The sequence below is a fragment of the Proteus vulgaris genome (assembly GCF_023100685.1).
In the GTDB taxonomy this organism is placed as follows: domain Bacteria; phylum Pseudomonadota; class Gammaproteobacteria; order Enterobacterales; family Enterobacteriaceae; genus Proteus.
In genome coordinates, this window is record NZ_CP090064.1 from 4,111,310 (window position 1) to 4,137,146 (window position 25,837).

The following is a 25,837-nucleotide window of genomic DNA, read 5'->3' on the forward strand; positions in this document are numbered from 1 at the left end:
AACTAATGCAAAAAGGAAATGTGTGGGTTGTCGATGATGACAGCTCTATTCGCTGGGTACTGGAACGTGCAATTTCTCGTGAAGGCCTTGTATGTAAAACTTTCGAACATGCAAATGATGTACTTAACGCCCTCAATACAGAAATGCCAGATGTCTTGCTATCTGATATTCGTATGCCTGATATCGATGGTTTATCTCTTCTTAAAATCATTAAAGAAAGCTACCCTACTTTACCCGTGATAATTATGACTGCGCATTCTGATCTGGATGCCGCAGTAAATGCTTATCAACAAGGGGCTTTTGATTATTTACCGAAACCCTTTGATATTGATGAAACCTTAGCATTAATTGATCGTGCAATTACGCATTATCGCGAGCAAAAACAGCCCAATACGACTGAACCTACTCTGCAATCTGTTTCTGATATGATTGGTGAAGCACCTGCAATGCAAGAGGTTTACCGTATTATTGGTCGACTTTCTCGCTCCTCAATCAGTGTACTTATTAATGGTGAATCAGGTACCGGAAAAGAGCTAGTCGCACATGCATTACATCGCCACAGCCCAAGAGCTTCTTCTCCTTTTATTGCTCTCAATATGGCGGCAATTCCTAAAGATTTAATTGAATCAGAGCTTTTTGGTCATGAAAAAGGGGCATTTACAGGTGCGTCTCAAGTACGCCAAGGGCGATTTGAACAAGCAAATGGGGGTTCTCTTTTTCTTGATGAAATTGGTGATATGCCTCTCGACATTCAGACACGGTTACTACGAGTGCTTGCTGAAGGACAATTTTACCGAGTAGGCGGTTATGCTCCTGTTAAAGTTGATGTGCGTATTATTGCCGCTACACATCAAGACTTAGAAAAACGCGTTCAAGCGGGTGATTTTCGTGAAGATCTCTATCATCGACTTAATGTAATACGCATTCAATTACCACCATTACGTGATAGAACTGAAGATATTCCCAGCTTAGCGCGCTATTTTCTACAAAAAACAGCAAAAGAATTAGGCGTCGAAGCCAAAGCGCTTCATCAGCAAAGTTTGCAAATAATGATGGAATACAACTGGTCAGGTAACGTAAGACAATTAGAGAATGTGTGTCGCTGGTTAACGGTAATGACGGCAAGCCAAGAAATTATGCCTCAAGATTTACCACAAGAAATTCGCCAACCCGATGAGAAAGCAAAAAATATCAGTCGAATTGCTTCATCTCAACATTGGTCACAACATCTTTCATTATGGGCAGATGAAGCATTAGCTGAAGGAAAAGACAATATCCTAACGAATGCATTACCTCAGTTTGAACGGACACTTTTACTCAGCGCCCTAGCCTATACACAAGGCCATAAACAAGATGCCGCACGATTATTAGGTTGGGGCAGAAATACATTAACCCGAAAATTAAAAGAATTAGGGATAGAGGAATATTGATCCTCTACCCCCTTCATCAATTAAATTACACGTGAGAATTGACGTTGGCGCATTTGATTTCGTAAATAGGTATCAAAACACATGCAGATATTACGAATAAGCAAACGTCCTCTTGGTGTCACTTGAATGCCATCAGCTGTTATTTCAACTAAACCATCATCTTTCATTGGCACAAGTAATTCTAAATCTTCTTTAAAATAGTCATGGAAGACAATATCGTGCATTTTTTCAATATCAGAAAAATGCAAATTAAAATTACAAATTAAGGTTTTAATTACATCACGGCGAATACAATCATCATTAGTCAGTGATAAACCTCGCCATAGTGCATTACCTTCACTATTTACACGCGCATAATACTCTTTCAATACCTTCTCATTTTGCGCATAGTTATCCCCTAACATACTAATTGCAGAAACACCCATACCTAATAAATCACACTCTTCATGAGTGGTATATCCTTGGAAATTACGATGTAAAATGCCTTTGCGCTGAGCAACCGCTAATTCATCATCAGGCTTAGCAAAATGATCCATTCCAATAAATTGATAGCCATTTGTCGTTAGCGTAGAAATGGTTTCTTGTAATATTTCTAATTTTTCTTCCGCTAAAGGGAGATCTTCATCTTTAATTTTACGTTGAGCCGCAAATAAATTAGGCAAATGAGCATAATTAAATACACTTAATCTATCTGGCGATAATTCAATGACACGTTTTAATGTAAAGGCAAAACTCTCTTTGGTTTGCTTAGGTAAGCCATAAATTAAATCAATACTAGTAGAGTGAAAACCCACTTCACGCGCACGCTCTACTAATGCAAAAATAAATGCTTCGTCTTGCTCACGATTTACTTTTTGTTGTACTTCTTTATTGAAATCTTGCACGCCCATACTCAGGCGGTTAAAGCCTTCATTACGCAAATGATCGATAACATCTAATTCAATCTCACGCGGGTCAATTTCAATAGAAAGCTCTGCATTATCGACAAAATGAAAATGCTGACGTAATAACGAAACCAATCGACTAATTTGTTGCTTATCCAGAAAAGTAGGCGTACCCCCACCCCAATGCATTTGAGTCACTTTTCGGTCTTTAAAATAACGAGCTCTATTAATAATTTCTTTTTCTAAAACATCAAGATACTCGTCTGCTTTATGTTTATGCCGCGTAATAATTTTATTACAACCACAGAAATAACACAGCTTATGGCAGAAAGGAATATGGATATAAAGTGATAAAGGGCGCTCAGGATAACGTTGAGTCGCTTTGATAAAATCAGCATCACCATATTGTTGATTAAATTCCAATGCTGTTGGGTATGATGTATAGCGAGGACCTGAATAGTTATACTTATGGATCAGGTCAAGATCCCAAATAATTGTTTGTTCTGACATGCCTCTACCTTCCAAAAGTGAACCGCTGATATCTCATACCAGCAAACAGACATTATGAATATCTGAAATAATAGTGTAACCAATAAATCGAGAACTGAATATGATCGAAAGGGGTATCGTATAAATCCCCTTATCTTCTTATTCATAGGCTATCCGGCCTGAATACAATATGTGATATAAATCACATTACATAAAAATAGTCTTACTCATTAAAGATATTCATGAATAATTTAAGTTTATTCAACATGTTAGTTAAGCTTTATTATTTTAAAATAACGCTTCTCAACTTTTACCCAGAGTTTAAAACGATATATTACTCAAAATACGATTTAAATTAATTAAATATCTCGTTATATTAATTTTATTATTTTTTTATTCTCTCGTAATTCGATGGTTGCAATAATAGTAATAATTATATCTTTACCTAAATTATAATATTACATACCCTAGGACAAAACATTGATTAATATCCAACTCAGTCGTGTTTTGATTTAAATTTGAGAGTCATTTAAAGAATAAAGGTCGCTATATTACAAGGAAAGATAGCATCCCCCATACCTTATCTTATTTTAATTGACCATTCTCTTATTTTATCAGTCTCTTTTATATACCCGAATTATGGATTATTAACCATGGAAGGAAACGGACTAGCAACCAAGGATGGTTTCTCTTTTCAATAAAAATAACCCTCTATTTTATTTTCTTTGTTATTAATCTAATTTCTTTGATTAAAATATCTGCATTCCTTTAATAGCTAATAAGAATTATTATTATTTGATAATAACAAATAGAAAGGCCCTGTTTATTATGATCACATAAAACAGAGCCTTTTTCTTTATTATGGTTAATTTATAGCATTAAATTATTTTGCTTCTTTACCATAATTAGGTGAGCGAGGGCCGTATAAAATACCATTTGCTTTACCTGCTGAAAGTAACCGCACACTGGTTATTCCTGCAATTTGGTAACTCTTATCAGAAACGGTATTAACGATTTGATTCACAACAGCAGAAACCAACATTCCCACTAAGCTGCTTGATGAACTTTCTGTCTCTGTACTTGATGCGGTTGCAGAACTGCTCCACAACACACCACCATTACGGAGATCAACAAGTTTAGCGCTAACAGTGACTCGTGTATCACTGGAAATAACTTGGTATGACGTGCCGAATTCAGTGATATCTAAGTATAAAACCGCATCAGCACCAAAGATTTCACGCAATTTATTCGGACTTACTGCGTGAATATCTCCAGCCATTGATAGACCATTTTGCTTAAATGTCTCTTCAACGACCGCAACTGGGAAAACATAATAGCCCGCTTCAGCCAAAGGATACGTCACTTGAGATAAGAAACTATGCCCCGCACCAACCTCTGTTGTGTGGTTTTGTGGCACTAAAACTAAAATACTTTTTGGCTTACTTTGTTTAAAGGCGGTGTAATCTGTTTTGACAGGTTGAGCACAACCCGTTAATACCAACGCAAACGCAAAACACATTAAAGCAAATAAACGACTCATTTTTGCATTCCTTTGTTTTTCATCAGGCGATCCATAAATTCTGCTGATTCAGGGTAAAGTGCTTTTTCCTCATTAAATTCAGCCATCGCTAAATCTAATGCACCTGTTGCACCATATAACATGCCTAAATGTGCATGTAATCCTGGTGGAATACCTAATGATTTAGCGCGGGAAAGTTCAATACTTTTCTTTAATGTATCAATCTGTGCTTGAGGGTCACTTTCACTTTGTTGATAGTGTTGATAAACCACTTGTTGATAGCTATCCCAGTTATAAAGCGGTTTAGGGCCACTTGCGCACCCTGTTAATAATAGTGCGCCAAAAGCAAGGCTCATTAATGATTTTAACATTGTTATATCCTTATAAAATGAGCATTATTTTGAAGGCTGCCAAGCATTGCTCTCAATACCAGCCACTAAATTATTAACCGCTTCACGAATAGCGAGATCAAGCACTTTACCGTTAAGTGTTGAGTCATAGCTTGCTGTTCCACCAAACCCGATGATTTCACGGTTAAAAAGTTCATATTCACCTGCACCTTGAGATGAGAACACCACTTCTGATGTGTTTACATTCACAACGTTTAAATTCACTTTGGCATAAGCAACTTGAGTTTTACCGCGGCCTAAAATACCAAATAATTGGCGATCACCCACTTCTTTACGACCAAATTCAGTGACATCACCAGTAATAACATAGGTTGCACCTTTTAATTGCTGGCTTTGGCCTTTAATACCCGCTTCTTCTTTTAATTCAGATAAGTTAGCTCTATCTAATACATTAAAACGCCCTGTCTGTTGTAAATGTGTCATTAAAATGGTTTTGGATTGATTACCTAATCTATCAACACCATCAGAGAATATTCCATTCATATAACTAGAACGGTTATCAAACTTACCAATTGAAATAGCGCTTTTTGTCCCTGTATAAGTCGTATTATAGGTTGCAACTTTAGCAACATCTAAAGAGCGAGAAGACTCTGAAGCACACCCTGCAAGTAATGTTGCAGAAACTAAAATCAAGCCAAGCGATAATTTATTTAAATTCATATAAATAACCTAATAAAGGTGAAATAAACTTATAGATATTCATTCTATTAATTAAAATAGAGTTGATATAAACAGAAAAAATGGTTTTCAGTTTTAGCTCATAGAAGTTCACTTAAAAACCTTATTAGTAATAAGGTTATAAGACGATCAACTCATATTTATAATATAAAGGTAATCAGCGATGGGGAGAATAGAAGATAGATGATAAAAACAATAATAAATAAATATAGAGATGAAATAGAGAATACTTTATTTATTATTTTTTTAATATCGCTTAAGTCAGATTAAAACCAAACCGATTAAAAATAAAAAGTAAATGAGAGGATATTTAGTTTGCACTCTTCTTTATCAATGTTTTGTTATTAGAAAATAGCTTGAATAAGGCAAAATAAAAAAATGTGGTGCCATCAATATTCATGACACCACATTCAACAACGTTAGAGCCTCTAGCTCATTAACACCATAACCATAAATGTGTTATTAGCGTTTTTTTCCAAATGCAGCGGCTAACGCGTCACCCATTGCACTATTTCCCGCATTATTACCGCTATTTGTTGATTGGCGGTTATTACGAGCTGGCTTCTGCCCTTTATTATTTCTAGGGTGATTATTACTATTACTCGGTGATGATTGTCTATTTTCACTATCACCAGCAACTTCATCTAAACGCATAGTTAATGCAATACGTTTACGAGCTAAATCAACTTCAAGAACTTTGACTTTAACAATATCACCTGTTTTTACCACAGTATGCGGATCTTCAATAAATCGGTCAGCTAAAGAGGAGATATGAACCAAGCCATCTTGGTGTACACCGATATCAACGAATGCACCGAAATTAGTCACATTAGTCACGGTTCCTTCAAGGATCATGCCACTAACTAAGTCATTCATTGTTTCGACACCTTCAGCAAAAGTCGCAGTTTTAAACTCAGGACGAGGATCGCGCCCTGGTTTTGCTAACTCTTTTAAGATGTCATTAATTGTTGGTAGACCAAATTGCTCTGTGATAAACGCTCTTGCATCAACCTGTGAGATCAAAGCGCTATTTCCCATTAAATCGTCAATCTTTTGCTGCGTAGATTGCAGGATATTTTCAACAACTGGATACGCTTCTGGGTGAACTGTTGACGCATCCAGCGGATTTTTACCATCACGAATGCGCAAGAATCCTGCACATTGCTCAAAGGCTTTTGGCCCTAAGCGTGCGACTTTGAGTAACTGTTTTCTATCAATAAAGCGGCCGTTCTCATCACGCCAATTAATAATATTTTGAGCGATAGATTGGCTAAGCCCCGCAACTCGCGTTAATAATGGTACTGACGCTGTATTTAAATCCACACCAACACCATTCACACAGTCTTCAACAACAGTATCAAGTTTTCTGGCTAATAATGTTTGGCTAACATCATGCTGATATTGGCCAACACCAATTGATTTAGGATCAATTTTTACAAGCTCAGCCAACGGATCTTGTAAACGGCGAGCGATAGATACCGCACCACGAATAGACACATCCAAATCAGGAAATTCATTAGCAGCAAGCTCTGATGCAGAATATACGGACGCTCCCGCCTCGCTCACAATTACCTTTTGTGCTTTGACGTCTGGGTAACGTTTTACTGTTTCAGCAAAAAAGCGTTCGGTTTCACGAGAAGCAGTACCATTGCCAATCGCCACCAGTTCAACATTATGCTTAATACATAACGCCGCGACACTGGCAGCCGCTTTATCAGCTTGGCCTGTATGTGGATAAATCGTATCGGTTGCAATTAACTTACCAGTGCTATCTACAACGGCAACTTTCACACCGGTACGTAAACCAGGATCAAGCCCCATAGTGGCTCGCATACCCGCAGGTGCCGCCATCAGTAAATCATTTAGGTTTCGAGCAAAAACATTAATAGCTTCTTCTTCCGCTTTTTCTCGTAATTGGCTCATCAATTCTGTTTCAATATGCATTAAAACTTTAATACGCCAAGTCCAGCTTACAACCGCTTTGCGCCAGCTATCCGCTGGTTGGTTGTTTAAGCGTAATCCTAAATGCTCTGTAATCAGTTGTTCACCGTAGCTTTCTTTAGGTGCTTCTTCAAATTGCGGATCAGGATTAAGTGATAATTGTAAAATACCTTCATTACGACCACGAAACATGGCTAACGCACGGTGAGAAGGAACATTGGCAATCGGCTCATGACTGTCAAAATAATCACTAAACTTCGCACCTTCGGCTTCTTTTCCTTCCACTACTTTGGAAACAAGATGTGCATTTTTCCATAAATATTGACGAACTTTCGCCAATAATCCAGCATCTTCAGAAAAACGCTCCATTAAAATATAACGCGCACCATCTAAAGCGGCTTTAGTATCATTCACGCCTTTTTCTGCGTTGATATAAGCGGTTGCTACATCTTCTGGGTTATTTTGTGGCTCATTCCACAACAAGTCTGCTAAGGGCTCTAACCCATTTTCAATGGCGATTTGTCCACGAGTACGGCGTTTAGGCTTATAAGGAAGATAAAGATCTTCAAGCTCTGTTTTACTTTGCGTTTCATTAATTGAAGAACGTAACTCAGGTGTTAATTTTCCTTGTTCTTCAATTGATTTTAAAATGGTTTGGCGACGATCATTGAGTTCTCGTAAATAACTAAGGCGAGTTTCTAACTGACGTAGTTGCGTATCATCTAACCCACCAGTGACCTCTTTACGGTAACGGGCAACAAATGGCACCGTATTCCCTTCATCCAGTAACGTTATGGCCGAAAGGACTTGCTGAGGCTTAACCGTGAGCTCTTCTGCAATAATTCGGCTTAATGATTCATTCATAATATATTTACCTACCGAGAGGAATAATTTTAAAGAGGGCTATTATACACACGCCACACTAAAAAAATTTGGCAAATTTCCGATTACACTCGACAATTATGAGGAAAATAACAGATTAATTTATCATTCACGCTATAGTATCTTTATGAAATTCAATGTTGATGATAGTTTTAATTCGTAATGGCAAAAAGTAACTATATTACTCGTGATGGCTGGTATGCCTTAGACAAAGAGCTAAAATATCTTTGGAAAGAAGAGCGCCCTCGTGTCACACAATCAGTTTCAGAGGCAGCGGCACAAGGTGACCGTTCAGAAAATGCTGAATATATTTATGGAAAGAAGCGGTTACGTGAAATTGACAGACGTGTTCGCTTTTTATCAAAACGTCTTGATGAGCTAAAAATTGTTGACCCCGATCCTCGCCAAGAAGGAAAAGTTTATTTTGGTGCTTGGGTCACGCTTGAAGATGATGACGAAAATGTCAAAACTTTCAGACTTGTGGGGCCTGATGAGTTTGATCCGGCAAAACAGTGGATTTCTATAGATTCTCCTGTTGCCCGAGCTCTCATTGGTAAACAAGTTGATGATGAAATTAGTGTGCAAACACCAGGTGGTGAAGTTAATTACTGCGTATTATCTATCAAATATCATTCGGAATAAGACAAATAAATAGATTTATTACCTTTATTATCACTAAAGAACAAGTTTTATCTATAAATTATTAACATTTATTCTTTGGTTTTGGTTTAATATTCTTAACGATGATAGAATTCGCTAACAAAAGCATTTGCACTTCGGGAGCTTAAAAAAATGCAAGAAAGTTATAAAGTGCTAATCGTGGATGATGATTTACGTCTACGTTCACTATTAGAGCGCTATTTGACAGAGCAGGGTTTTCAAATCCGTACTGCTGCAAACGCTGATCAAATGGATCGTCTGCTCACTCGCGAATCTATCCACCTTATCGTGCTCGACTTAATGCTTCCAGGTGAAGATGGCTTATCCATTTGCCGTCGCTTAAGAAGCCAAAACAACCCTATCCCTATTATTATGGTTACAGCAAAAGGGGAAGAGGTTGATAGAATTGTTGGGCTTGAAATTGGTGCTGATGATTACATCTCAAAACCATTTAATCCAAGAGAATTACTGGCTCGCATTCGCGCAGTACTTCGCCGTCAAGCGAACGAATTGCCGGGTGCTCCTTCACAAGATAATGCCATTATCTCCTTTGGTAAATTCAAGCTAAACCTTGGTACACGGGAAATGTTCCATGAAGAAGAGCATATGCCTCTAACGAGTGGTGAATTTGCTGTATTAAAAGTACTGGTATCTCACCCTCGTGAGCCTCTTTCTCGTGACAAATTAATGAGCCTTGCTCGTGGTCGCGAATACAGTGCTATGGAACGTTCAATCGACGTTCAAATTTCTCGTTTACGCCGAATGATTGAAGAGGATCCAACACATCCTCGCTATATTCAAACAGTTTGGGGTCTTGGTTACGTCTTTGTTCCTGATGGAACCAGTGCTCAATGAGAAGGCTGAGGCTTTCCCCTCACAATAAACTGACACGTTCGTTATTTCTGGTTATCTCGCTACTTTTTTTTAGCTTGATAGCCAGTTATATCGTTGTACAGCACCTTATTGTTGGGCCAAGCCTTCAGCAATTTAATAAAGTTTTAGCGTATGAAATACGCACATTAATGCCTGAAGAACTTATTTTAGTTGATGGCACTCCACTCAAAATCTCCCCGGCTTTACGCAATAAAATCTATAGCGAATTAGGTATCTCTTTTTTTGATAAAGAGGCCGCACTTGAGGAAGGACTTTATTGGGCTAAAATCGATGACGATTTAAGTGAACAGATGTCTGAATATCTGGGTGGAGAAACTGAAATTTGGATTGAAAACACGCTGGAATACCCTGTTTTATGGGTTAATACACATATTTCCCCCTCTCTCTGGATCCGTGTTCCTCTCACTGAGTTAGGGCAAAATTTCCTACTGCCAGTTTATCGACAAGCGATTATTTTTATTATCATCGTTGTCGCTTTTTTTTGGCTCTATAACCGTTTTCAAAATCGCCCACTCAATGAAGTAGAATATGCTGCACGTCGTATCGGTAAAGGGGTTATTCCACCACCTATTCCTGAATCTGGCTCCTCTGAAATGCGATCAATCATTCGCGCATTTAATCAGATGTCATCGGGTATTCGTTCATTAGATAATGATAGAACACTCGTTATGGCTGGTGTCAGTCATGACTTGCGTACACCTCTTACCCGTATTCGCCTTGCCACTGAAATGATGAGCCCAGAGGATAGCTATCTTGCTGACTCTATCAATAAAGATATTGAAGATTGCGATGCCATTATTGGCCAGTTTCTAGACTATATGCGCACAGGTAAAGAGATGTCTTTAGAACTGTGCGATATGAATAATCTATTACAAGAAGTCATTTCGGCTGAATCTAATTCAGGTAAAATAAGTGAAGATCATCTTCATCCTGAACCCATTAATATTACGGCTAATCCTATCGCTGTGAAACGAGCACTTGCCAATATGATTGTAAATGCGACCCGCTATGGCCATGGCTGGATAAGTGTTTCAAGTGGAAAAAATGAAGAATATGCATGGTTTCAAGTCGAAGATGACGGCCCCGGTATTCCACAAGAAGACCGACAACGTCTTTTCCAACCTTTTGTTCAAGGTGAACAAGCGCGTAGCTCGACAGGTGCAGGTTTAGGGTTATCCATTATTCGCCGTATTATGGATGCTCACGGTGGTTATGTTGAACTTGATGATAGCGTTAAAGGTGGATTACTTATCCGTGCTAATTTTCCATTAAAAGAGCGTGATGATGAGGATGATTAATTTTTCTTTCTGATAAAGCCCTTTTTTATTCCGCTACTTTTGCTCTATTTTTTCTTCTCCCTCTAAATATTTCATCATTTTTTTACTTTGTCATAAAACTGTCACAATTAAGACATTTAATTGTCATCTAACTGACCTATTGTCTGTGCGTACCGTAACCGAAGTTGATAGATGTCGAAAATTATTCTACCTATCCCACAGGAGGGATTATGAAACTGATGCGTACCACCCTGACTAGTGTCATTGCCGCTGCGTTTTCAATGACCGCTCTTTCTGCGCAGGCAACGACCTCGCTGACTGGTGCTGGCGCAACGTTCCCTGCCCCAGTTTATGCTAAATGGGCAGATTCCTATCAAAAAGAAACGGGTAACAAAATTAACTACCAAGGCATTGGCTCCTCTGGTGGTGTTAAACAAATCATTGCAAACACCGTTGATTTTGGCGCTTCTGATGCACCATTAACAGACGACAAATTACAAGCTGACGGTTTATTCCAATTCCCTACCGTGATTGGTGGCGTTGTTATGGCTGTAAACATTCCTGGTATCAAATCAGGTGAGCTGACCTTAGATGGCGACACTATCGGTAATATCTATCTAGGCAAGATCCAAAAATGGAATGACCCTGCCATCACAAAACTCAATCCAGGCGTAAAATTACCAGACCAGAATATCGCGGTTATTCGTCGTGCTGATGGTTCTGGAACTTCTTTCGTTTTCACTAGCTACTTATCAAAAGTAAATAGCGCATGGAAAGATGAAGTAGGCGCTGGCTCTACCGTAAAATGGCCAACAGGCTTAGGTGGTAAAGGAAATGATGGCATCGCTGCATTCGTTCAACGTGTACCAGGTTCAATTGGTTATGTTGAATATGCTTACGCGAAACAAAACAACCTTGCTTATACTAAATTAGTCACAGCTGATGGCGAAGCAATCGCACCAACAGCAGACAGCTTTAGTGCCGCAGCAAGAAAAATTGATTGGAGCAAAAGCTTTGCACAAGACCTGACTAATCAGAAAGGTGAAAACGCATGGCCGATTACTTCAACCACCTTTATCTTAGTGCATCAAAAACAACAAAATGCAGAAAAAGGTAAAGAAGTGCTGAATTTCTTCAACTGGGCTTATGACAAAGGTAATCAAGAAGCGAAAAATCTAGATTACGCAGTATTACCTGCAGAAGTTGTAGAACAAATTCGTGCTGCATGGAAAACAAGTATTAAAGACAGTAATGGCAAACCGATTTACTAATAAAACCGGTAACCATTAAGAGATAAGTTAACGTTCACCCCCTGCTAACAGGGGGTAATAAATTAAAAGAGGCTTTATGGCCGAGCACACAACGGTAATAAAGGCCCCTAGTAAACGAGGGGACGTTATTTTCAGCGCACTAGTCCGTCTAGCTGCGTTGATTACGCTTTTGCTTTTAACAGGTATCATTGTTTCACTGATTTTTGCCTCATTACCAAGTATTCAGCAGTTTGGTCTTTCATTCTTATGGACAAAAGAGTGGGACCCACCAGCACAGGAGTTTGGTGCATTAGTGCCTATTTACGGCACCATTGTAACGTCAATTATCGCACTGGTTATTGCTGTTCCTGTCAGTTTTGGTATTGCCCTTTTCCTCACTGAATTAGCACCTAATTGGCTAAAACGCCCATTAGGTATTGCGATTGAGTTACTCGCGGCTATCCCAAGTATTGTTTATGGTATGTGGGGACTGTTTGTCTTCGCACCACTGTTTGCAACCTATTTCCAAGAGCCGGTAGGCAATGTGCTTTCTTCTATTCCTATCGTTGGCGAGCTTTTCTCAGGCCCTGCTTTTGGTATTGGTATCTTAGCAGCAGGGGTTATCCTCGCTATCATGATCATTCCTTATATCGCCTCTGTGATGCGTGATGTGTTTGAACAGACACCTGTCATGATGAAGGAATCAGCCTACGGTATTGGCTGTACAACATGGGAAGTAATTTGGAATATCGTTCTACCTTATACCCGTAACGGTGTCATCGGTGGCGTTATGTTGGGATTAGGCCGTGCCTTAGGTGAAACCATGGCGGTGACCTTTATCATCGGTAATACCTACCAATTAGATTCTGCCTCGCTATTTATGCCAGGTAACAGTATCACGTCTGCATTAGCCAATGAGTTTGCTGAAGCAGAAACGGGATTACATACTGCGGCATTAATGGAATTAGGGCTTATCCTGTTTGTCATCACCTTTATCGTACTTGCGATTTCTAAGTTTATGACATTACGTTTATCTAAGAATGAAGGAGCGCGTTAATATGTCTAAAACATCCCCTTCTTCATTACAAGTTCAAACAGAGAGCGAACTGCGAGTACGTCATAAACGCCAACTTTGGCGTCGTCAAAAAAACCGTATCGCACTGTTTTTATCTGTATCTACTATGGCATTTGGTCTTTTCTGGTTAACGTGGATTTTATTCTCAACAATCACAAAAGGCGTTGATGGTATGTCCCTTGCGCTTTTCACCGAAATGACACCGCCGCCAAATACTGATGGTGGTGGATTGGCGAACGCCATTGTCGGTAGTGGATTACTCATTCTTTGGGCCACAGTGATTGGCACGCCATTAGGTATTCTTGCAGGGATTTATCTTGCAGAATATGGCCGTCGCTCATGGCTTGCTGAAACCACTCGCTTTATTAACGATATTTTGCTGTCAGCACCATCAATTGTTGTCGGGCTCTTTGTCTACACTATTGTGGTCGCACAGATGCAGCACTTTTCAGGATGGGCAGGTATTATTGCTCTTGCCTTACTGCAAATTCCTATCGTTATTCGTACCACTGAAAATATGTTGAAGTTAGTGCCTGATAGTTTACGCGAAGCTGCTTATGCATTAGGAACACCAAAGTGGAAAATGATCTCTAAAATCACCTTAAAAGCCTCGGTATCAGGCATTATCACAGGTGTGTTATTAGCGATTGCACGTATTGCAGGTGAAACTGCGCCACTGTTATTTACTTCACTATCAAATCAATTCTGGAGCACAGACTTAAACGAACCGATAGCTAACTTACCTGTGACTATCTTTAAGTTCGCCATGAGTCCTTTTGCACAGTGGCAAGAGCTTGCCTGGGCTGGCGTATTACTTATCACCCTCTGTGTTCTATTTATCAATATTATCGCGCGCGTGCTGTTTGCTAAACGCAAGCACGGTTAACGCAGAAAGTTAAGCAAGAGAGACGTTGAATGATTATGGCTAATGATAACGCGGGAAATAAAATTCAAGTTCGTGATTTGAACTTCTACTACGGTAAATTCCATGCGCTGAAAAATATCTCTTTAGATATTGCCAAAAATAAGGTGACTGCATTTATCGGCCCTTCTGGCTGTGGTAAATCAACCTTACTGCGTACTTTTAATAAAATGTATGAGCTTTATGGCGAACAGCGTGCAGAAGGCGAAATTCTACTAGATGGCAACAATATCCTGACAGATAAACAAGATATTGCGCTATTACGCGCCAAAGTCGGAATGGTGTTCCAAAAGCCAACCCCTTTCCCGATGTCAATTTATGACAATATCGCTTTTGGTGTACGCTTATTCGAAAAGTTATCTCGCGCTGATATGGACGAACGTGTTCAATGGGCTTTGACAAAAGCCGCATTATGGAACGAAACCAAAGATAAATTACATCAGAGTGGATATAGTCTATCTGGTGGTCAACAACAGCGTTTATGTATAGCGCGCGGTATCGCTATTCGTCCTGAAGTTTTGTTACTTGATGAGCCTTGTTCAGCACTTGATCCAATCTCAACAGGTCGTATTGAAGAGCTTATCAGCGAACTCAAATCAGAATATACCGTGGTTATCGTGACACATAACATGCAACAAGCGGCACGTTGTTCTGATTACACTGCATTTATGTATTTAGGCGAGTTAATTGAATTTAGCGATACGGATACGTTATTTACGCGTCCTGCGAAAAAACAAACTGAAGATTACATCACTGGGCGTTATGGCTGATAACGAGGCAATAAATGGATAATTTAAATCACAATAAGCATATTTCTGGTCAATTTAATGCTGAGTTAGAGCATATCCGTACTGAGCTGATGGTGATGGGTGGGCTTGTTGAAGAACAGCTGAAAAAAGCCATTATGGCAATGCACAATCAAGACCAAGCACTGGCAAATGAAGTTATTCAAGGTGACCATAACGTCAATATGATGGAAGTTGCCATTGATGATGCGTGTATGCGAATTATTGCTAAACGCCAGCCAACAGCCAGTGACTTACGTTTAATTATGGCGATATCAAAAACGATCGCTGAGCTAGAACGTATTGGTGATGTTGCTGAAAAAATCTGTAAAACAGCACTTGAAAAGTTTTCACATCAACATCAGCCATTATTAGTCAGTTTAGAATCTTTAGGCCAACATGCGATACAAATGCTTCACGATGTTCTTGATGCCTTTGCGCGTATGGACTTGGATGAAGCAGTGCGTATCTATCGTGAAGACGCCAAAATTGATAACGAATATGAAGGTATCGTTCGTCAATTAATGACTTATATGATGGAAGATCCTCGCACTATTCCCAGTGTGTTAACCGCCTTATTTTGTGCTCGTTCTATTGAACGCATTGGCGACCGTTGTCAGAATATTTGTGAGTTTATTTTCTATTATGTAAAAGGTCATGATTTCCGCCATTTAGGGGGAGACCAAGTAGAAAAAATGCTAACAAAAAGTGATGGTAACAATACCACCAAATAAATTTCTCTCTTCTTCTCTTTTCTTACAAACAGCGATAATTATGTCGCTGTTTTTTTATTCCCTCATAAATTTAATACCGTGTTAGCTCAACACTTTTCCTCACCTTATTCCTTAAAAGTATATCCATATCAATTTTTATTATTTTATGAACTTAGATCAACTTGATAGCGTGATATCCAACATAACGATGATAATTCTTTTCTTTGGGGTGAATAATGAAACTACGTGTTTTGGCAACCGCATTAATTGCAGGCTCTGTGCTTTTCTCTGGTATTGCAAAAGCTGATAAACTTGATGATATAAAAAAAGCAGGTGTAGTACGTATCGCGATTTTTGACAGCAATCCTCCTTTTGGGTTTATTGATCCTCAAACCAAAAAGCTCGCAGGTTATGATGCGGATATCGCCAATGAAATAGCCAAAGATCTAGGTGTAAAACTGGAGCTGCGTCCAACAAACCCAGCAAACCGTATTCCACTGTTAAGCTCTAAGAAAGTCGATTTAATCGCAGCTAACTTCACCATTACCGACGAACGCGCTAAGCAAGTTGACTTCTCTGTTCCTTACTTTGCAACCGGACAAAAATTTATTGCACGTAAAGGGGTTTTAACTAACCCAGAACAAATTCACTCACTACGTATTGGTGCAGATAAAGGTACTGTTCAAGAAATTACGCTACGTGAACGCTATCCCGACACCAAAGTTATCTCTTATGACGATACACCACTGGCTTTCGCCGCATTACGTAACGGTAACGTACAAGCCATCACCCAAGACGATGCAAAATTAGTGGGTTTATTAGCAAATCTTCCTGATGCAATTAAAGCCGATTTTGAAGTGTCATCATTTAGCATCACCCGTGAATACCAAGCAGTTGCAGCGGCTAAAGGTGAAGACCGTTTAATTAATGAAATCAATAACACCCTATTAAGATTGGAAAAAGAAGGTAAAGCAGACGAGATCTACAATCGTTGGTTTGGCCCTGAAACAAAATCAGCTCAACCTCGTGGTGATTTTAAATTTGCCCCGCTATCAGAGCAAGCACCACAATCTTGATCTTTAAAGCGTAATAACTTTCTTCTTTCATCAAAATAAAGTTATTCCTTTACTAAAACACCTACCCCGCTTTTGCGGGGTTTGGTGTCTACAATAGGCCTATTATATGTTTGAGCAATTTCTATCACATTACCTTCTTGAGCCACACTATTTAAGTTGGCTTTGGAGTGGTTTTTTAATCACCTTGCTTATCTCTTTTTGGACTATTGTCATTGCAACATTAATGAGCTTTGCCCTTAGTGCTGCAAGAGACAGCACTTTTGCACCATTACGCTGGTTAGCCACGGCTTATACATCGCTATTTCGTAATACTCCACTGTTAGTACAACTATTTTTTTGGTATTTCGCATCTGGAGAAATTCTGCCACAAAGCGCCATGTTATGGTTAAACACATCTCATGAGATTGCATTTTTAGGTGTAACGCTTTCTTGGCCTTCTTTTGAGTTTTTAGCGGGTATTGTAGGTCTGACATTTTATTCAACACCATTTATTGCCGAAGAGCTAAGAGCTGGTATTCAAGGTGTTAAACAAGGGCAAAAATATGCTTCTTTGGCATTAGGTTTAACACAATGGCAATCTATGCGTTATGTGATCCTGCCTCAAGCCTTTCGTATTGCTCTACCCCCTTTGCTGGGTCAATACATGAATGTGATAAAAAACTCATCACTAACTATGGCTATTGGTGTTGCAGAGCTTTCTTACGCATCAAGACAAGTCGAAACAGAGTCTTTACGTACCTTTGAAGCCTTTGGTGTTGCAACGGTTCTCTATATTGCAGCAATCGCATTGATGGAAGCTTGGGGTCAATGGCATCAGCAACGTAAATTAGCACAAGGATATTAAGATGGATTTTACTGTTATTGCTGATAACTGGCAGTACTTACTCTTTGGTGCTTATCCTGATGGACCTTTAGAAGGTGCAGCACTGACCGTCTTTATCAGTATCATTGCAGGTATTGCATCAATTATTTTGGGTACATTAGGTGGCATTGCTTTGGCTATGCTCAGAGGTGTCTGGGTTAACCTTTTCGCAGCTTTTTTAGGCTTTTTCCGCGCTATTCCTGTCATTATGTTGATATTTTGGGTCTATTTTTTATTGCCCGTAGTATTAGGAATGGAAATACCTGAAATCACCACCGTAATTTGTGCATTGGCTTTAATTACATCGTCTTATATTGCGCATGGCGTTAAAGCCGGTATTTTAGCGATTGGAAAAGGGCAATGGCAGGCAGGATTATCGTTAGGCTTTAATCGCTGGCAAGTGTTGTGGTATATCGTATTACCACAAGCATTACGCATGATGGTGCCTTCGTTTATTAATCAGTGGATAGCCTTAATTAAAGATACTTCATTAGCTTATGTGGTGGGTGTAGGTGAACTTTCATTCTTAGCGACCCAAGTTAATAACCGCAGTATGGTTTATCCAATGGAAGTTTTTCTATTCGTTGCTTTTATCTATTTTATTCTCTGTTTTTCATTGGAAATTATTGCCAATAGAGTAGCGAAATTATTTTCCACACAAAAAGAAAAGCGCCCTTTTTGGCAGATAGTGTTGCCGTTTAAACAACAATCATTTGTTAAGAAAGAAATGGGATAAACAAAAGAGACTAACTTATTGTTTTAATAGAATAAGTTAGTCTCTTTATAATTGATTTATTCATTATCAACTAGACTGATTACCGCTTTAGCATTCGCCATAGTCATAAATAAACGATATTCATTTTGGCTAAATGAAGAAAAACCTAATCCTTGATACATACTTTTTGCAATATCATGCTTTGCATCTACGATAATCATGGGTATCGGAATATTACCAGATGAATTTATTGCTTTTCTTACAGCATCAACTAATAAAATAGATCCTAAACCTTGGCGTTGATACTGCTGACTAATTGCTAACCGCCCGATTAATACGCAATAGAGCTCTTTAGGATATTTTTTCCCGATTTCTTGCGGTAATTCATCTAAATCGATAGTACACAATGCTAATGAATAAAATCCTTTAATTTTTGTAGGCTCGATTTCACTTGTTAATACAAAAGTACGTGCTAAATCTTTTTCATGATGTTGATTGGATATTGCTTTCAAGTAGTTATTAAGTGTTTTATCGCCACAATCAAAAGATGTTCTATCATGTATTTTTCTATTCAGAGGACTTATTTTCATCAAGAATTGTTTCCTTATGCTTGCGCGCGGCACGAAGGAAGCGATCATTTATTTCGATTGGTTTTTCCAATGCATTAATAAAATCTAAAGCGTCTTCCTGACAAAGTTTAATACGCATATCTTGCTCGATTAGCCGTTTAGCTTCAGCAATAGCTGCTTGTACAATAAAACTATTTAAACTCGTATAACCTGATAATGATAAAGCCTTTTCTAACAAAATTTTCATTTCGGGGCTAATACGTGTTGTGATCCTTTCATTTGATAAAGTAGGCATAATTCCTCCACCTCTTTATTAAAACTTATTTAATAGCTGTTATTTATAAAACTAGTAAAACTTCAAAACAGCTCACTTTTCAAGCAAGATAATATGATCAAATTTTAACAAAGTAAATAAAATGTGCCATTTTGACGTCATACAATTATTAGCACTAAACTACACTTAGTTTATTAAATATCTCCATCTATTTTTAATGCCTTCGCTGTAGCGCTCTACGCAATCGATTACTTTTTTAGGTGCAGTTATTGTTTTATTTGTGTAGGATAAAGCGAAAAACATTTTTTTTGGGATCTTTTGTCTATGAGCATGTCATCACCAAATTCTGGATCACAGGGTTTGCTCCAACGCCTGTTTAAGCTACAAGAACACGGCACAAACGCTCGCACCGAACTGATTGCGGGTATCACAACTTTCTTAACGATGGTTTATATTATCTTCGTTAACCCTCAAATTCTTGCTGCTGCCAATATGGATATCAAAGCCGTCTTCGTGACGACCTGCTTAATTGCGGCTTTCGGCAGTATTTTAATGGGATTAGTGGCGAATTTACCTATTGCCGTTGCACCTGCGATGGGCTTAAACGCATTCTTTGCCTTCGTCGTCGTTGGTGCTATGGGTTACTCATGGGAAGTCGCTATGGGTGCGATCTTTTGGGGTGCAGTAGGGCTATTTTTACTGACCCTCTTTCGTATTCGCTACTGGATAATTGCCCATATTCCACTAAGTTTACGTGTTGGTATTACTAGCGGTATCGGTCTTTTTATCGCCATGATGGGCTTAAAAAACTCCGGTATTATTATTCCTAATAATGACACTATCGTTACTATCGGTAATTTTGCTTCTCATAACGTATTATTAGGTGCATTAGGCTTTTTTATTATCGCTATTCTTGCTGCTCGTAATATTCATGCCGCCATTCTTATCTCAATTGTTATCACCACTGTAATTAGTCTTCTTTTAGGTGATGTTCAATATCAAGGTATCTTTGCTGTTCCTCCTTCTATCACCACCGTTGTTGGTAAAGTTGATATTATGGGAGCCTTAGATATCGGTCTTTCTGGCGTGATCTTTGCTTTTATGTTGGTGAACCTATTTGACTCTTCAGGCACATTAATTGGTGTTACTGATAAAGCAGGTTTAACTGATGACAAAGGTAAGTTTCCACGAATGAAACAAGCGTTATACGTCGATAGCTTAAGTTCTGTTGCAGGCTCTGCAATGGGAACATCTTCCGTAACCGCCTTTATCGAAAGTACTTCTGGTGTTTCTGTTGGTGGTCGCACAGGTTTAACTGCAGTTGTTGTGGGTATTCTGTTCTTACTCGCTATCTTCTTATCACCACTAGCAGGTATGGTACCAAGCTATGCGACAGCAGGTGCACTGATTTATGTGGGTGTATTAATGACATCCAGCCTTACACGCGTGAAATGGGATGATTTAACAGAATCCGTTCCTGCTTTTATCACCGCAGTCATGATGCCATTTAGCTTCTCAATTACAGAAGGTATCGCACTAGGCTTTATTGCTTATTGTGTTATGAAAGTGGGTACTTTCCGCTGGAAAGAAATTAATCTATGTGTTGTGATTGTTTCACTGCTATTTATTTTAAAAATATTGCTGATTGATACTCATGTGATTGATTTGAATTCTTTATTCTAATATTCAATAAATTAAGATCATCATGATACAGATAAAACGGCACCAATAACGTGCCGTTTTTTATAAGAAAAGAGGTGATTATGCACGTACTTTTACAAGTAGATTTCCCTTATCATGGTCCTTTCGGAGATGAAATGACACAAGCTATGGATGCATTATCTGCATCAATCAATCAAGAGCCTGGCTTTATTTGGAAAATTTGGACTGAAAATAAAGAAACCCAAAAAGCAGGTGGGATTTATCTTTTTGATTCAGAAGAAAATGCTCAAGCTTATTTAGAGAAACATAGCGCTCGGTTAAAATCGTTTGGTATTCCAGAAATACGTGGTGATATTTTTGCAGTAAACCAAACTTTAAGCTTAAAAAATCAAGCCTATTTTTTGGCTAAGTAGCTAAAAGCACAAGTGTTATATGCCACTTGTGCCTTTCTATTTTCTGCAATTACTCTGCTTTTGTGGGCAACAACAAACCAAAAACAATAGAATCAGAAACCTCATCACCCACTATCCAACGCTGTTTAAGATATCCTTCCTGTTCAAAACCTAACTTCGCTAATAAAGCAGCTGATGCTTTATTATTCGGATGAATATCCGCTTCTAAACGACGAACAGATAAATGTGTTTGTAGGTACGTGATAAACGCAACCATGGCTTCCTTCATGATCCCTTTCCCTTGATATGGTGTATCAAGGCAATACCCTATTTCGCCTCGTCGGGAGCTAGGATAATGATTAAAGAAAACACACATTCCCATTAGTGTATTTGTCTCTTTCTCTATGACCGCTAAGCGCAGATACTCTTTTCTTTCCATATGCGTAATATCTTGAATGATATCTTCTTGCGCTTCTTGCAGTGATTGCCAAGGAAGATGGCTCCAGTAGCGAGTGACTTCAGGTGAACTCATAATATTAAACCAATTTTCAGCGTCTCCCATTTTAAAGGGACGTAAAATCAATCTTGGTGTTTCAACCTGAATATCAGCGTAACGCATTTCTACTTTTCCTTATGAGTGCTTGGAGCCACAAATGCAATACAAACGGGCTCTGCAATAGCATTTGGCTCAGAACGAAACATTATCTCTTGAGTATCAACTATTTTTAAACTTGGCCAGTATTTTAATCCTTTATCAAAAGAGGCTTTTTCACAGTAATAGCCCACTTCGCTAATCAATACGACGCCTTTTTCTTCTAATTGTTGAAGCGTGATATGCCGATTATAGATATTAGGTGGTTGCACATTTTCTTCTAATATCCAAGGCTGTGAAGATAGAGGCCTATCTTTACCATAAAAAGTTACCCATTCATGCATATATTCACCACCCACATACGCTAACGGGGTGTGATAATGTTGATGCCAAGCTTGTTCAACCTCTTGCACAAATGTTTTGATACCAATAAATTTTTGACCCGCATTACGCACATTAGCTGCTTGTACGACGGTATAGCCAGAAACAACCAACATGCCAAACACACCTAAACCGTACAATACACCACGCAATGAACGCTTAGGCATGACACTAATTGAACCCACAAAAAGTGCAGTCGCTATCGACATAAATGGCTGTAACCACTCCGTAATACGGCCACCTTCATGAAAGCTAAACCAAGTAAAAATAATTGCTAATGGGAATAACAAAATAAAATTCAATAATTGGCTATCTGGAGATGCAGACCAACTTAATCGACCACCATAAAGACGTAATATTGCCCACATCAAGATAATAGGATAAAAAACCGTCAGTGCAGCACGCGTTGTACGCAAATTAAAACGGCTCTCTATTTGAGAATCAACCCATTTAAACGCGGCAAAGTCGGTTTGCCATAACCAAATAAAATTAGGGATAACAAAAGCAAACCAAATCGCAATCGCCAAATAAAAATAAGGTGAACGATAGCTCACTCGCACTTTAGGGACAAATAGGCTTAATAAGAAGACAGAACCCATAAAAGCTAGTGATGAGTATTTCCCCATTGTGGCAATACCCATAACAATAGCAAAGCCAATCCAATATTTTTGATTGTCATTGATTGCACAGAGGAAAAAATAAAGAGCCCAAGCCCAGCAACCGACTAGAATATAGTTATCGTTATAAGGGATAATATCGAAGTTAATAATGCCAGATAAATTAAGCCCTAACATGGCAAACCATGCAAGATTAGTGTTGCGTGTCAATTTATAAGCTAAATTCCAGACACCTAATAACCCAATGGCAATCACAATAAAGTGGATAAAATACCAATAAAAGCTAAAATCGACACCGCCATAAATAGCAGGTGATATTATAAAGCCAACAAACCAAGGATTTTTAGGGGAACCCCAACCTCCATTGGTGCCCCAATTGACCGCTTCTACGGCATCATAAGGCACCGTAGGGTCAAAAAGATAGCTGACTAAGATCCACAGTGCCGCATAGCCAATAACCCACCAATATACCGGTTTACGCAATTGCGCAGATGATAATGTCATAATAAATAGAAAGTTAAGTTGATAAATTTAATTTTGTTATTAAAGAATGTCACAACACAGTAAAGTATAGTGAAATGAACCGCACATTGTACGTGAGCAAAAATTAAATTGTCTTAAATTTGCGCTTTTATTGAAAATTTGTTTCTGATAGATTGCGCAACCAAGAAGATCACTACCGAGTTACCATTATGAATATGATTAAAAGAAAGCCCGCAGCAAAAACACGTAAAAAAACACGTGAAGAGCTGAACGCGGAAGGACGTGAACGCAAACGTCAAAAGAAACACCGCGGCAATCCTGCTGGTAACCGTCAGCAGGAAATGGAAAATAAAAACCAAACTAAAAATACAGCACCGAAAGATCCACGTATTGGTAGTAAAAAACCAATCCCTCTGATTGTCGGTGATGCACCTAAAGTGACGAAGAAAAAACCCGCGCCAGTCAAAGCAGAGCCGGTTCGTTTAACACCTGAACAAGAATTAGACTTGTTAGAAAACGATGCTCGTTTAGATGAATTACTGTCTCGCCTTGAAAATGGTGAAAAACTTAATGCTGAAGAACAGGCTTATACTGAGAAAACCCTTGATCGCATTGACGAATTAATGGTTGAACTTGGTATTGAGTTTGAAGATGATGACGATGAAGAAAAAACTGAAGACATCATGCAATTACTGAAAGGTAAATAATCAAAAGGCTAATCATTTTCTTTGATTATCTTACATCTAATGGATATCAATAAATTATTGATATCCATTAATTTTTATATACGATCTATTTTTTCATATTTGATTTATGTTTGAAAATACCCTTTTCTTGTGATGACATAAACAAACCTATCAAGCTCAGATAACTCCGCCTATTCCTCTCTTATCATCCCTGATATTCTATTTTTCTATCTTTAATATAAATATACGAGTGATAAGAAATATGGATAACAGACAGCAGTACTTAGATATCGCAGCCGGGCAAGGAGAAAAAGTGCCCTCTCGTATAGTGGCTTTTCCTGCACAGCCACTAAACTATGCACTTATTGAGCAACGCCTAGAAGAGCAGACGGATTATACTGATGGTGAAATCAATTATCTGAGTGAAAATATTGATGATGGTTTTTTCTATCGTTGCCAACATGGCGATAATGAATTGCATTTTTTTGTCTGTCTTTACCCTAGAGATGAAGATTATGAAATACGCCCAATGTATTCAACAGATGAACTTACCCCGCAATTATTAGCGCACGCAAATGCCACAACTCAAGATTTATTATTAGAAACGCTATTTACTGAGGCGTTGCATCCCTTAGCAAGTTACCGCCATCAACTGAATTTTCTAAATATCATTGCTCCTGAAATGGTTTTGGCATTAGATGAATCAGCAGCAGGTAAAGCCTTATCACCAGAGTGGATCCGCTTTCAATTAGAAACCCCCGATCTCTATCCTGAAGTAGAAAGCTTATATGTTATTCATGCTGTCTATGACACAGAAAATGATCCACCAACCATGTTTTGGTTCCATACTCATGGGCTCGCACGCTGTGGCTTAACTGAAGTCGATTTAGTTATTCCAAGTATGCTTGAATCTTACTATGGTATCCCTGATCTCTTCCGCTGCTTTGTTAACAACAGTATTAATCATCGCCAAATCGAATTTGGTGAACCAATGCTTTGTGGGCAAACATCATCAGGTTTAGAGTATCTTGTTGCCTTACCTTTTGAAGAAGGTATCCGCCATATTAATCAATCAACACCTCTCGAAAACCTTAGATCTTTAGAAGAGATGCGTTACGACACTGAAGGCGCACCAAACGGCGTTTTCTTAGGTGATCTAGCCGATCGTGACGAGTATCACCAACACCCTTCATCTATGCTATTTAGAACCAATGAAGAAAATCCTGTTTTAGAAACCTTCTTTAAAGGTTATGAAGAGCAGCAAGCAATGATGCTACTACGTAGCAATGAAGAAACCTATGAAATGTCTGAAAAAGCCAAACGACGCTGGGAATACTTTGTTTCTATGTTTGATAACTACAATCAACCCCCCGTCGAAAAAAAGAACGGTTTTCTTTCGAAATTATTAGGTAAAGAAAAACCCGAAGAGACCGAAAATCCTTGGCAATTTATGATCAAATTCGGTATTCCTTATGGTGAAGAGGAAGAAAAAGAGCTTGAACATATGTGGTTTGTGCCACAGTCTCGTGATGGTGACACTGTTTATGCCAAATTACTCAACGTGCCATTTTATGTTAGAGAGATGCAAGAAGGTGAAATTTATCCCATCAATATAGATTTAATTACTGATTGGGTCGTTTCATTCGAAGATGATAGTTATACCCCTAACAATATTTACCAGCTTTTTAGCCACCAGCAAACTCACTAATTAGCTAACAA

25 protein-coding genes are annotated in these 25,837 nt (G+C 38.6%); 16 read left to right on the plus strand and 9 right to left on the minus strand.

The genetic code is table 11. The annotated features are described in order from the left end of the window. Positions 1-5: 5 nt before the first annotated feature. Complete coding sequence (glnG, locus tag LW139_RS19430; protein ID WP_109408966.1) at positions 6-1,430, plus strand: nitrogen regulation protein NR(I); 1,425 nt, start codon at positions 6-8, stop codon at positions 1,428-1,430. Between the two features lie 20 nt (positions 1,431-1,450). On the opposite strand, the gene hemN is transcribed toward glnG, so the two are convergent. The 5 genes from hemN to LW139_RS19455 all read right to left on the minus strand — a co-directional run bounded on the left by hemN (position 1,451) and on the right by LW139_RS19455 (position 8,215). After that, positions 1,451-2,824 carry an oxygen-independent coproporphyrinogen III oxidase gene (gene hemN, locus LW139_RS19435; RefSeq protein ID WP_166539123.1) on the minus strand — a complete coding sequence of 458 codons (1,374 nt, stop codon included), beginning with the start codon at positions 2,822-2,824 and terminating at the stop codon, positions 1,451-1,453. An 862-nt stretch (positions 2,825-3,686) separates the two neighbouring features. Further along, entirely contained in the window at positions 3,687-4,343 is a 657-nt protein-coding gene (locus LW139_RS19440; RefSeq protein ID WP_109408968.1) for a DUF799 domain-containing protein, read from the minus strand. After that, entirely contained in the window at positions 4,340-4,693 is a 354-nt protein-coding gene (locus LW139_RS19445) for a DUF4810 domain-containing protein (protein ID WP_166539124.1), read from the minus strand. The genes LW139_RS19440 and LW139_RS19445 overlap by 4 nt, the downstream gene beginning before the upstream one ends. 24 nt (positions 4,694-4,717) lie before the next feature. Then, a complete protein-coding gene (locus LW139_RS19450) occupies positions 4,718-5,392 on the minus strand; it encodes a CsgG/HfaB family protein (RefSeq protein WP_247850403.1) in 675 nt (224 codons plus the stop codon). Between the two features lie 480 nt (positions 5,393-5,872). Further along, positions 5,873-8,215 carry a Tex family protein gene (locus LW139_RS19455; RefSeq protein ID WP_227336152.1) on the minus strand — a complete coding sequence of 781 codons (2,343 nt, stop codon included), beginning with the start codon at positions 8,213-8,215 and terminating at the stop codon, positions 5,873-5,875. A gap of 180 nt (positions 8,216-8,395) precedes the next feature. On the opposite strand from LW139_RS19455, the gene greB reads away from it, so the two are divergent. The 11 genes from greB to LW139_RS19510 all read left to right on the plus strand — a co-directional run bounded on the left by greB (position 8,396) and on the right by LW139_RS19510 (position 18,483). Next, positions 8,396-8,875, plus strand: coding sequence for a transcription elongation factor GreB (gene greB / locus LW139_RS19460; protein ID WP_006534574.1), 480 nt, complete (start codon positions 8,396-8,398; stop codon positions 8,873-8,875). 150 nt (positions 8,876-9,025) lie between these two features. Then, positions 9,026-9,748 (plus strand): osmolarity response regulator transcription factor OmpR, encoded by a 723-nt coding sequence (gene ompR, locus LW139_RS19465; protein WP_036933800.1) that lies wholly within the window; start codon positions 9,026-9,028, stop codon positions 9,746-9,748. Beyond that, entirely contained in the window at positions 9,745-11,085 is a 1,341-nt protein-coding gene (envZ, locus tag LW139_RS19470) for a two-component system sensor histidine kinase EnvZ (RefSeq protein WP_166539127.1), read from the plus strand. Before ompR ends, envZ begins: the two co-directional genes overlap by 4 nt. 209 nt (positions 11,086-11,294) lie before the next feature. Continuing rightward, positions 11,295-12,335 carry a phosphate ABC transporter substrate-binding protein PstS gene (pstS, locus tag LW139_RS19475; protein ID WP_166539128.1) on the plus strand — a complete coding sequence of 347 codons (1,041 nt, stop codon included), beginning with the start codon at positions 11,295-11,297 and terminating at the stop codon, positions 12,333-12,335. A gap of 76 nt (positions 12,336-12,411) precedes the next feature. Beyond that, on the plus strand, positions 12,412-13,371 hold the full coding sequence (pstC, locus tag LW139_RS19480; RefSeq protein WP_166539129.1) for a phosphate ABC transporter permease PstC: 960 nt from the start codon (positions 12,412-12,414) through the stop codon (positions 13,369-13,371). 1 nt (position 13,372) lies between these two features. Beyond that, positions 13,373-14,275 (plus strand): phosphate ABC transporter permease PstA, encoded by a 903-nt coding sequence (pstA, locus tag LW139_RS19485; protein WP_210812990.1) that lies wholly within the window; start codon positions 13,373-13,375, stop codon positions 14,273-14,275. 29 nt (positions 14,276-14,304) lie between these two features. Further along, a complete protein-coding gene (gene pstB / locus LW139_RS19490; protein ID WP_006534565.1) occupies positions 14,305-15,081 on the plus strand; it encodes a phosphate ABC transporter ATP-binding protein PstB in 777 nt (258 codons plus the stop codon). A gap of 14 nt (positions 15,082-15,095) precedes the next feature. Beyond that, on the plus strand, positions 15,096-15,830 hold the full coding sequence (gene phoU / locus LW139_RS19495) for a phosphate signaling complex protein PhoU (RefSeq protein ID WP_109408975.1): 735 nt from the start codon (positions 15,096-15,098) through the stop codon (positions 15,828-15,830). 215 nt (positions 15,831-16,045) lie between these two features. Further along, the gene (locus LW139_RS19500; protein ID WP_247850404.1) at positions 16,046-16,885 is read left to right on the plus strand and encodes an ABC transporter substrate-binding protein; all 840 of its coding nucleotides are present in this window, start codon (positions 16,046-16,048) and stop codon (positions 16,883-16,885) included. 106 nt (positions 16,886-16,991) lie between these two features. Next, the gene (locus tag LW139_RS19505) at positions 16,992-17,729 is read left to right on the plus strand and encodes an amino acid ABC transporter permease (protein WP_109408976.1); all 738 of its coding nucleotides are present in this window, start codon (positions 16,992-16,994) and stop codon (positions 17,727-17,729) included. Position 17,730: 1 nt separating this feature from the next. Next, complete coding sequence (locus LW139_RS19510; protein WP_227336156.1) at positions 17,731-18,483, plus strand: amino acid ABC transporter permease; 753 nt, start codon at positions 17,731-17,733, stop codon at positions 18,481-18,483. A gap of 56 nt (positions 18,484-18,539) precedes the next feature. On the opposite strand, the gene LW139_RS19515 is transcribed toward LW139_RS19510, so the two are convergent. Beyond that, a complete protein-coding gene (locus LW139_RS19515) occupies positions 18,540-19,052 on the minus strand; it encodes a GNAT family N-acetyltransferase (protein ID WP_109408978.1) in 513 nt (170 codons plus the stop codon). Then, positions 19,030-19,326, minus strand: coding sequence for a DUF1778 domain-containing protein (locus LW139_RS19520; RefSeq protein ID WP_109408979.1), 297 nt, complete (start codon positions 19,324-19,326; stop codon positions 19,030-19,032). The genes LW139_RS19515 and LW139_RS19520 overlap by 23 nt, the downstream gene beginning before the upstream one ends. A gap of 303 nt (positions 19,327-19,629) precedes the next feature. Between LW139_RS19520 and LW139_RS19525 the strand changes: the two genes are divergently transcribed. Next, entirely contained in the window at positions 19,630-20,988 is a 1,359-nt protein-coding gene (locus tag LW139_RS19525) for an NCS2 family permease (RefSeq protein ID WP_166539133.1), read from the plus strand. An 80-nt stretch (positions 20,989-21,068) separates the two neighbouring features. Next, positions 21,069-21,380, plus strand: coding sequence for a monooxygenase (locus tag LW139_RS19530; protein ID WP_166539134.1), 312 nt, complete (start codon positions 21,069-21,071; stop codon positions 21,378-21,380). A 49-nt stretch (positions 21,381-21,429) separates the two neighbouring features. Here the strand turns inward: LW139_RS19530 and LW139_RS19535 are convergent, their stop codons facing one another. Together LW139_RS19535 and LW139_RS19540 are read right to left on the minus strand one after the other, a co-directional pair. Then, positions 21,430-21,978, minus strand: coding sequence for a GNAT family N-acetyltransferase (locus tag LW139_RS19535; RefSeq protein ID WP_109408981.1), 549 nt, complete (start codon positions 21,976-21,978; stop codon positions 21,430-21,432). A gap of 2 nt (positions 21,979-21,980) precedes the next feature. Continuing rightward, positions 21,981-23,453 (minus strand): glycosyltransferase family 39 protein, encoded by a 1,473-nt coding sequence (locus LW139_RS19540; RefSeq protein WP_166539136.1) that lies wholly within the window; start codon positions 23,451-23,453, stop codon positions 21,981-21,983. A gap of 188 nt (positions 23,454-23,641) precedes the next feature. On the opposite strand from LW139_RS19540, the gene yihI reads away from it, so the two are divergent. After that, a complete protein-coding gene (gene yihI, locus LW139_RS19545) occupies positions 23,642-24,139 on the plus strand; it encodes a Der GTPase-activating protein YihI (RefSeq protein WP_247850405.1) in 498 nt (165 codons plus the stop codon). Between the two features lie 241 nt (positions 24,140-24,380). Next, positions 24,381-25,826: a DUF4026 domain-containing protein gene (locus LW139_RS19550; protein WP_247850406.1), complete on the plus strand. Its 1,446-nt coding sequence runs from the start codon at positions 24,381-24,383 to the stop codon at positions 25,824-25,826. Positions 25,827-25,837: the final 11 nt, after the last annotated feature.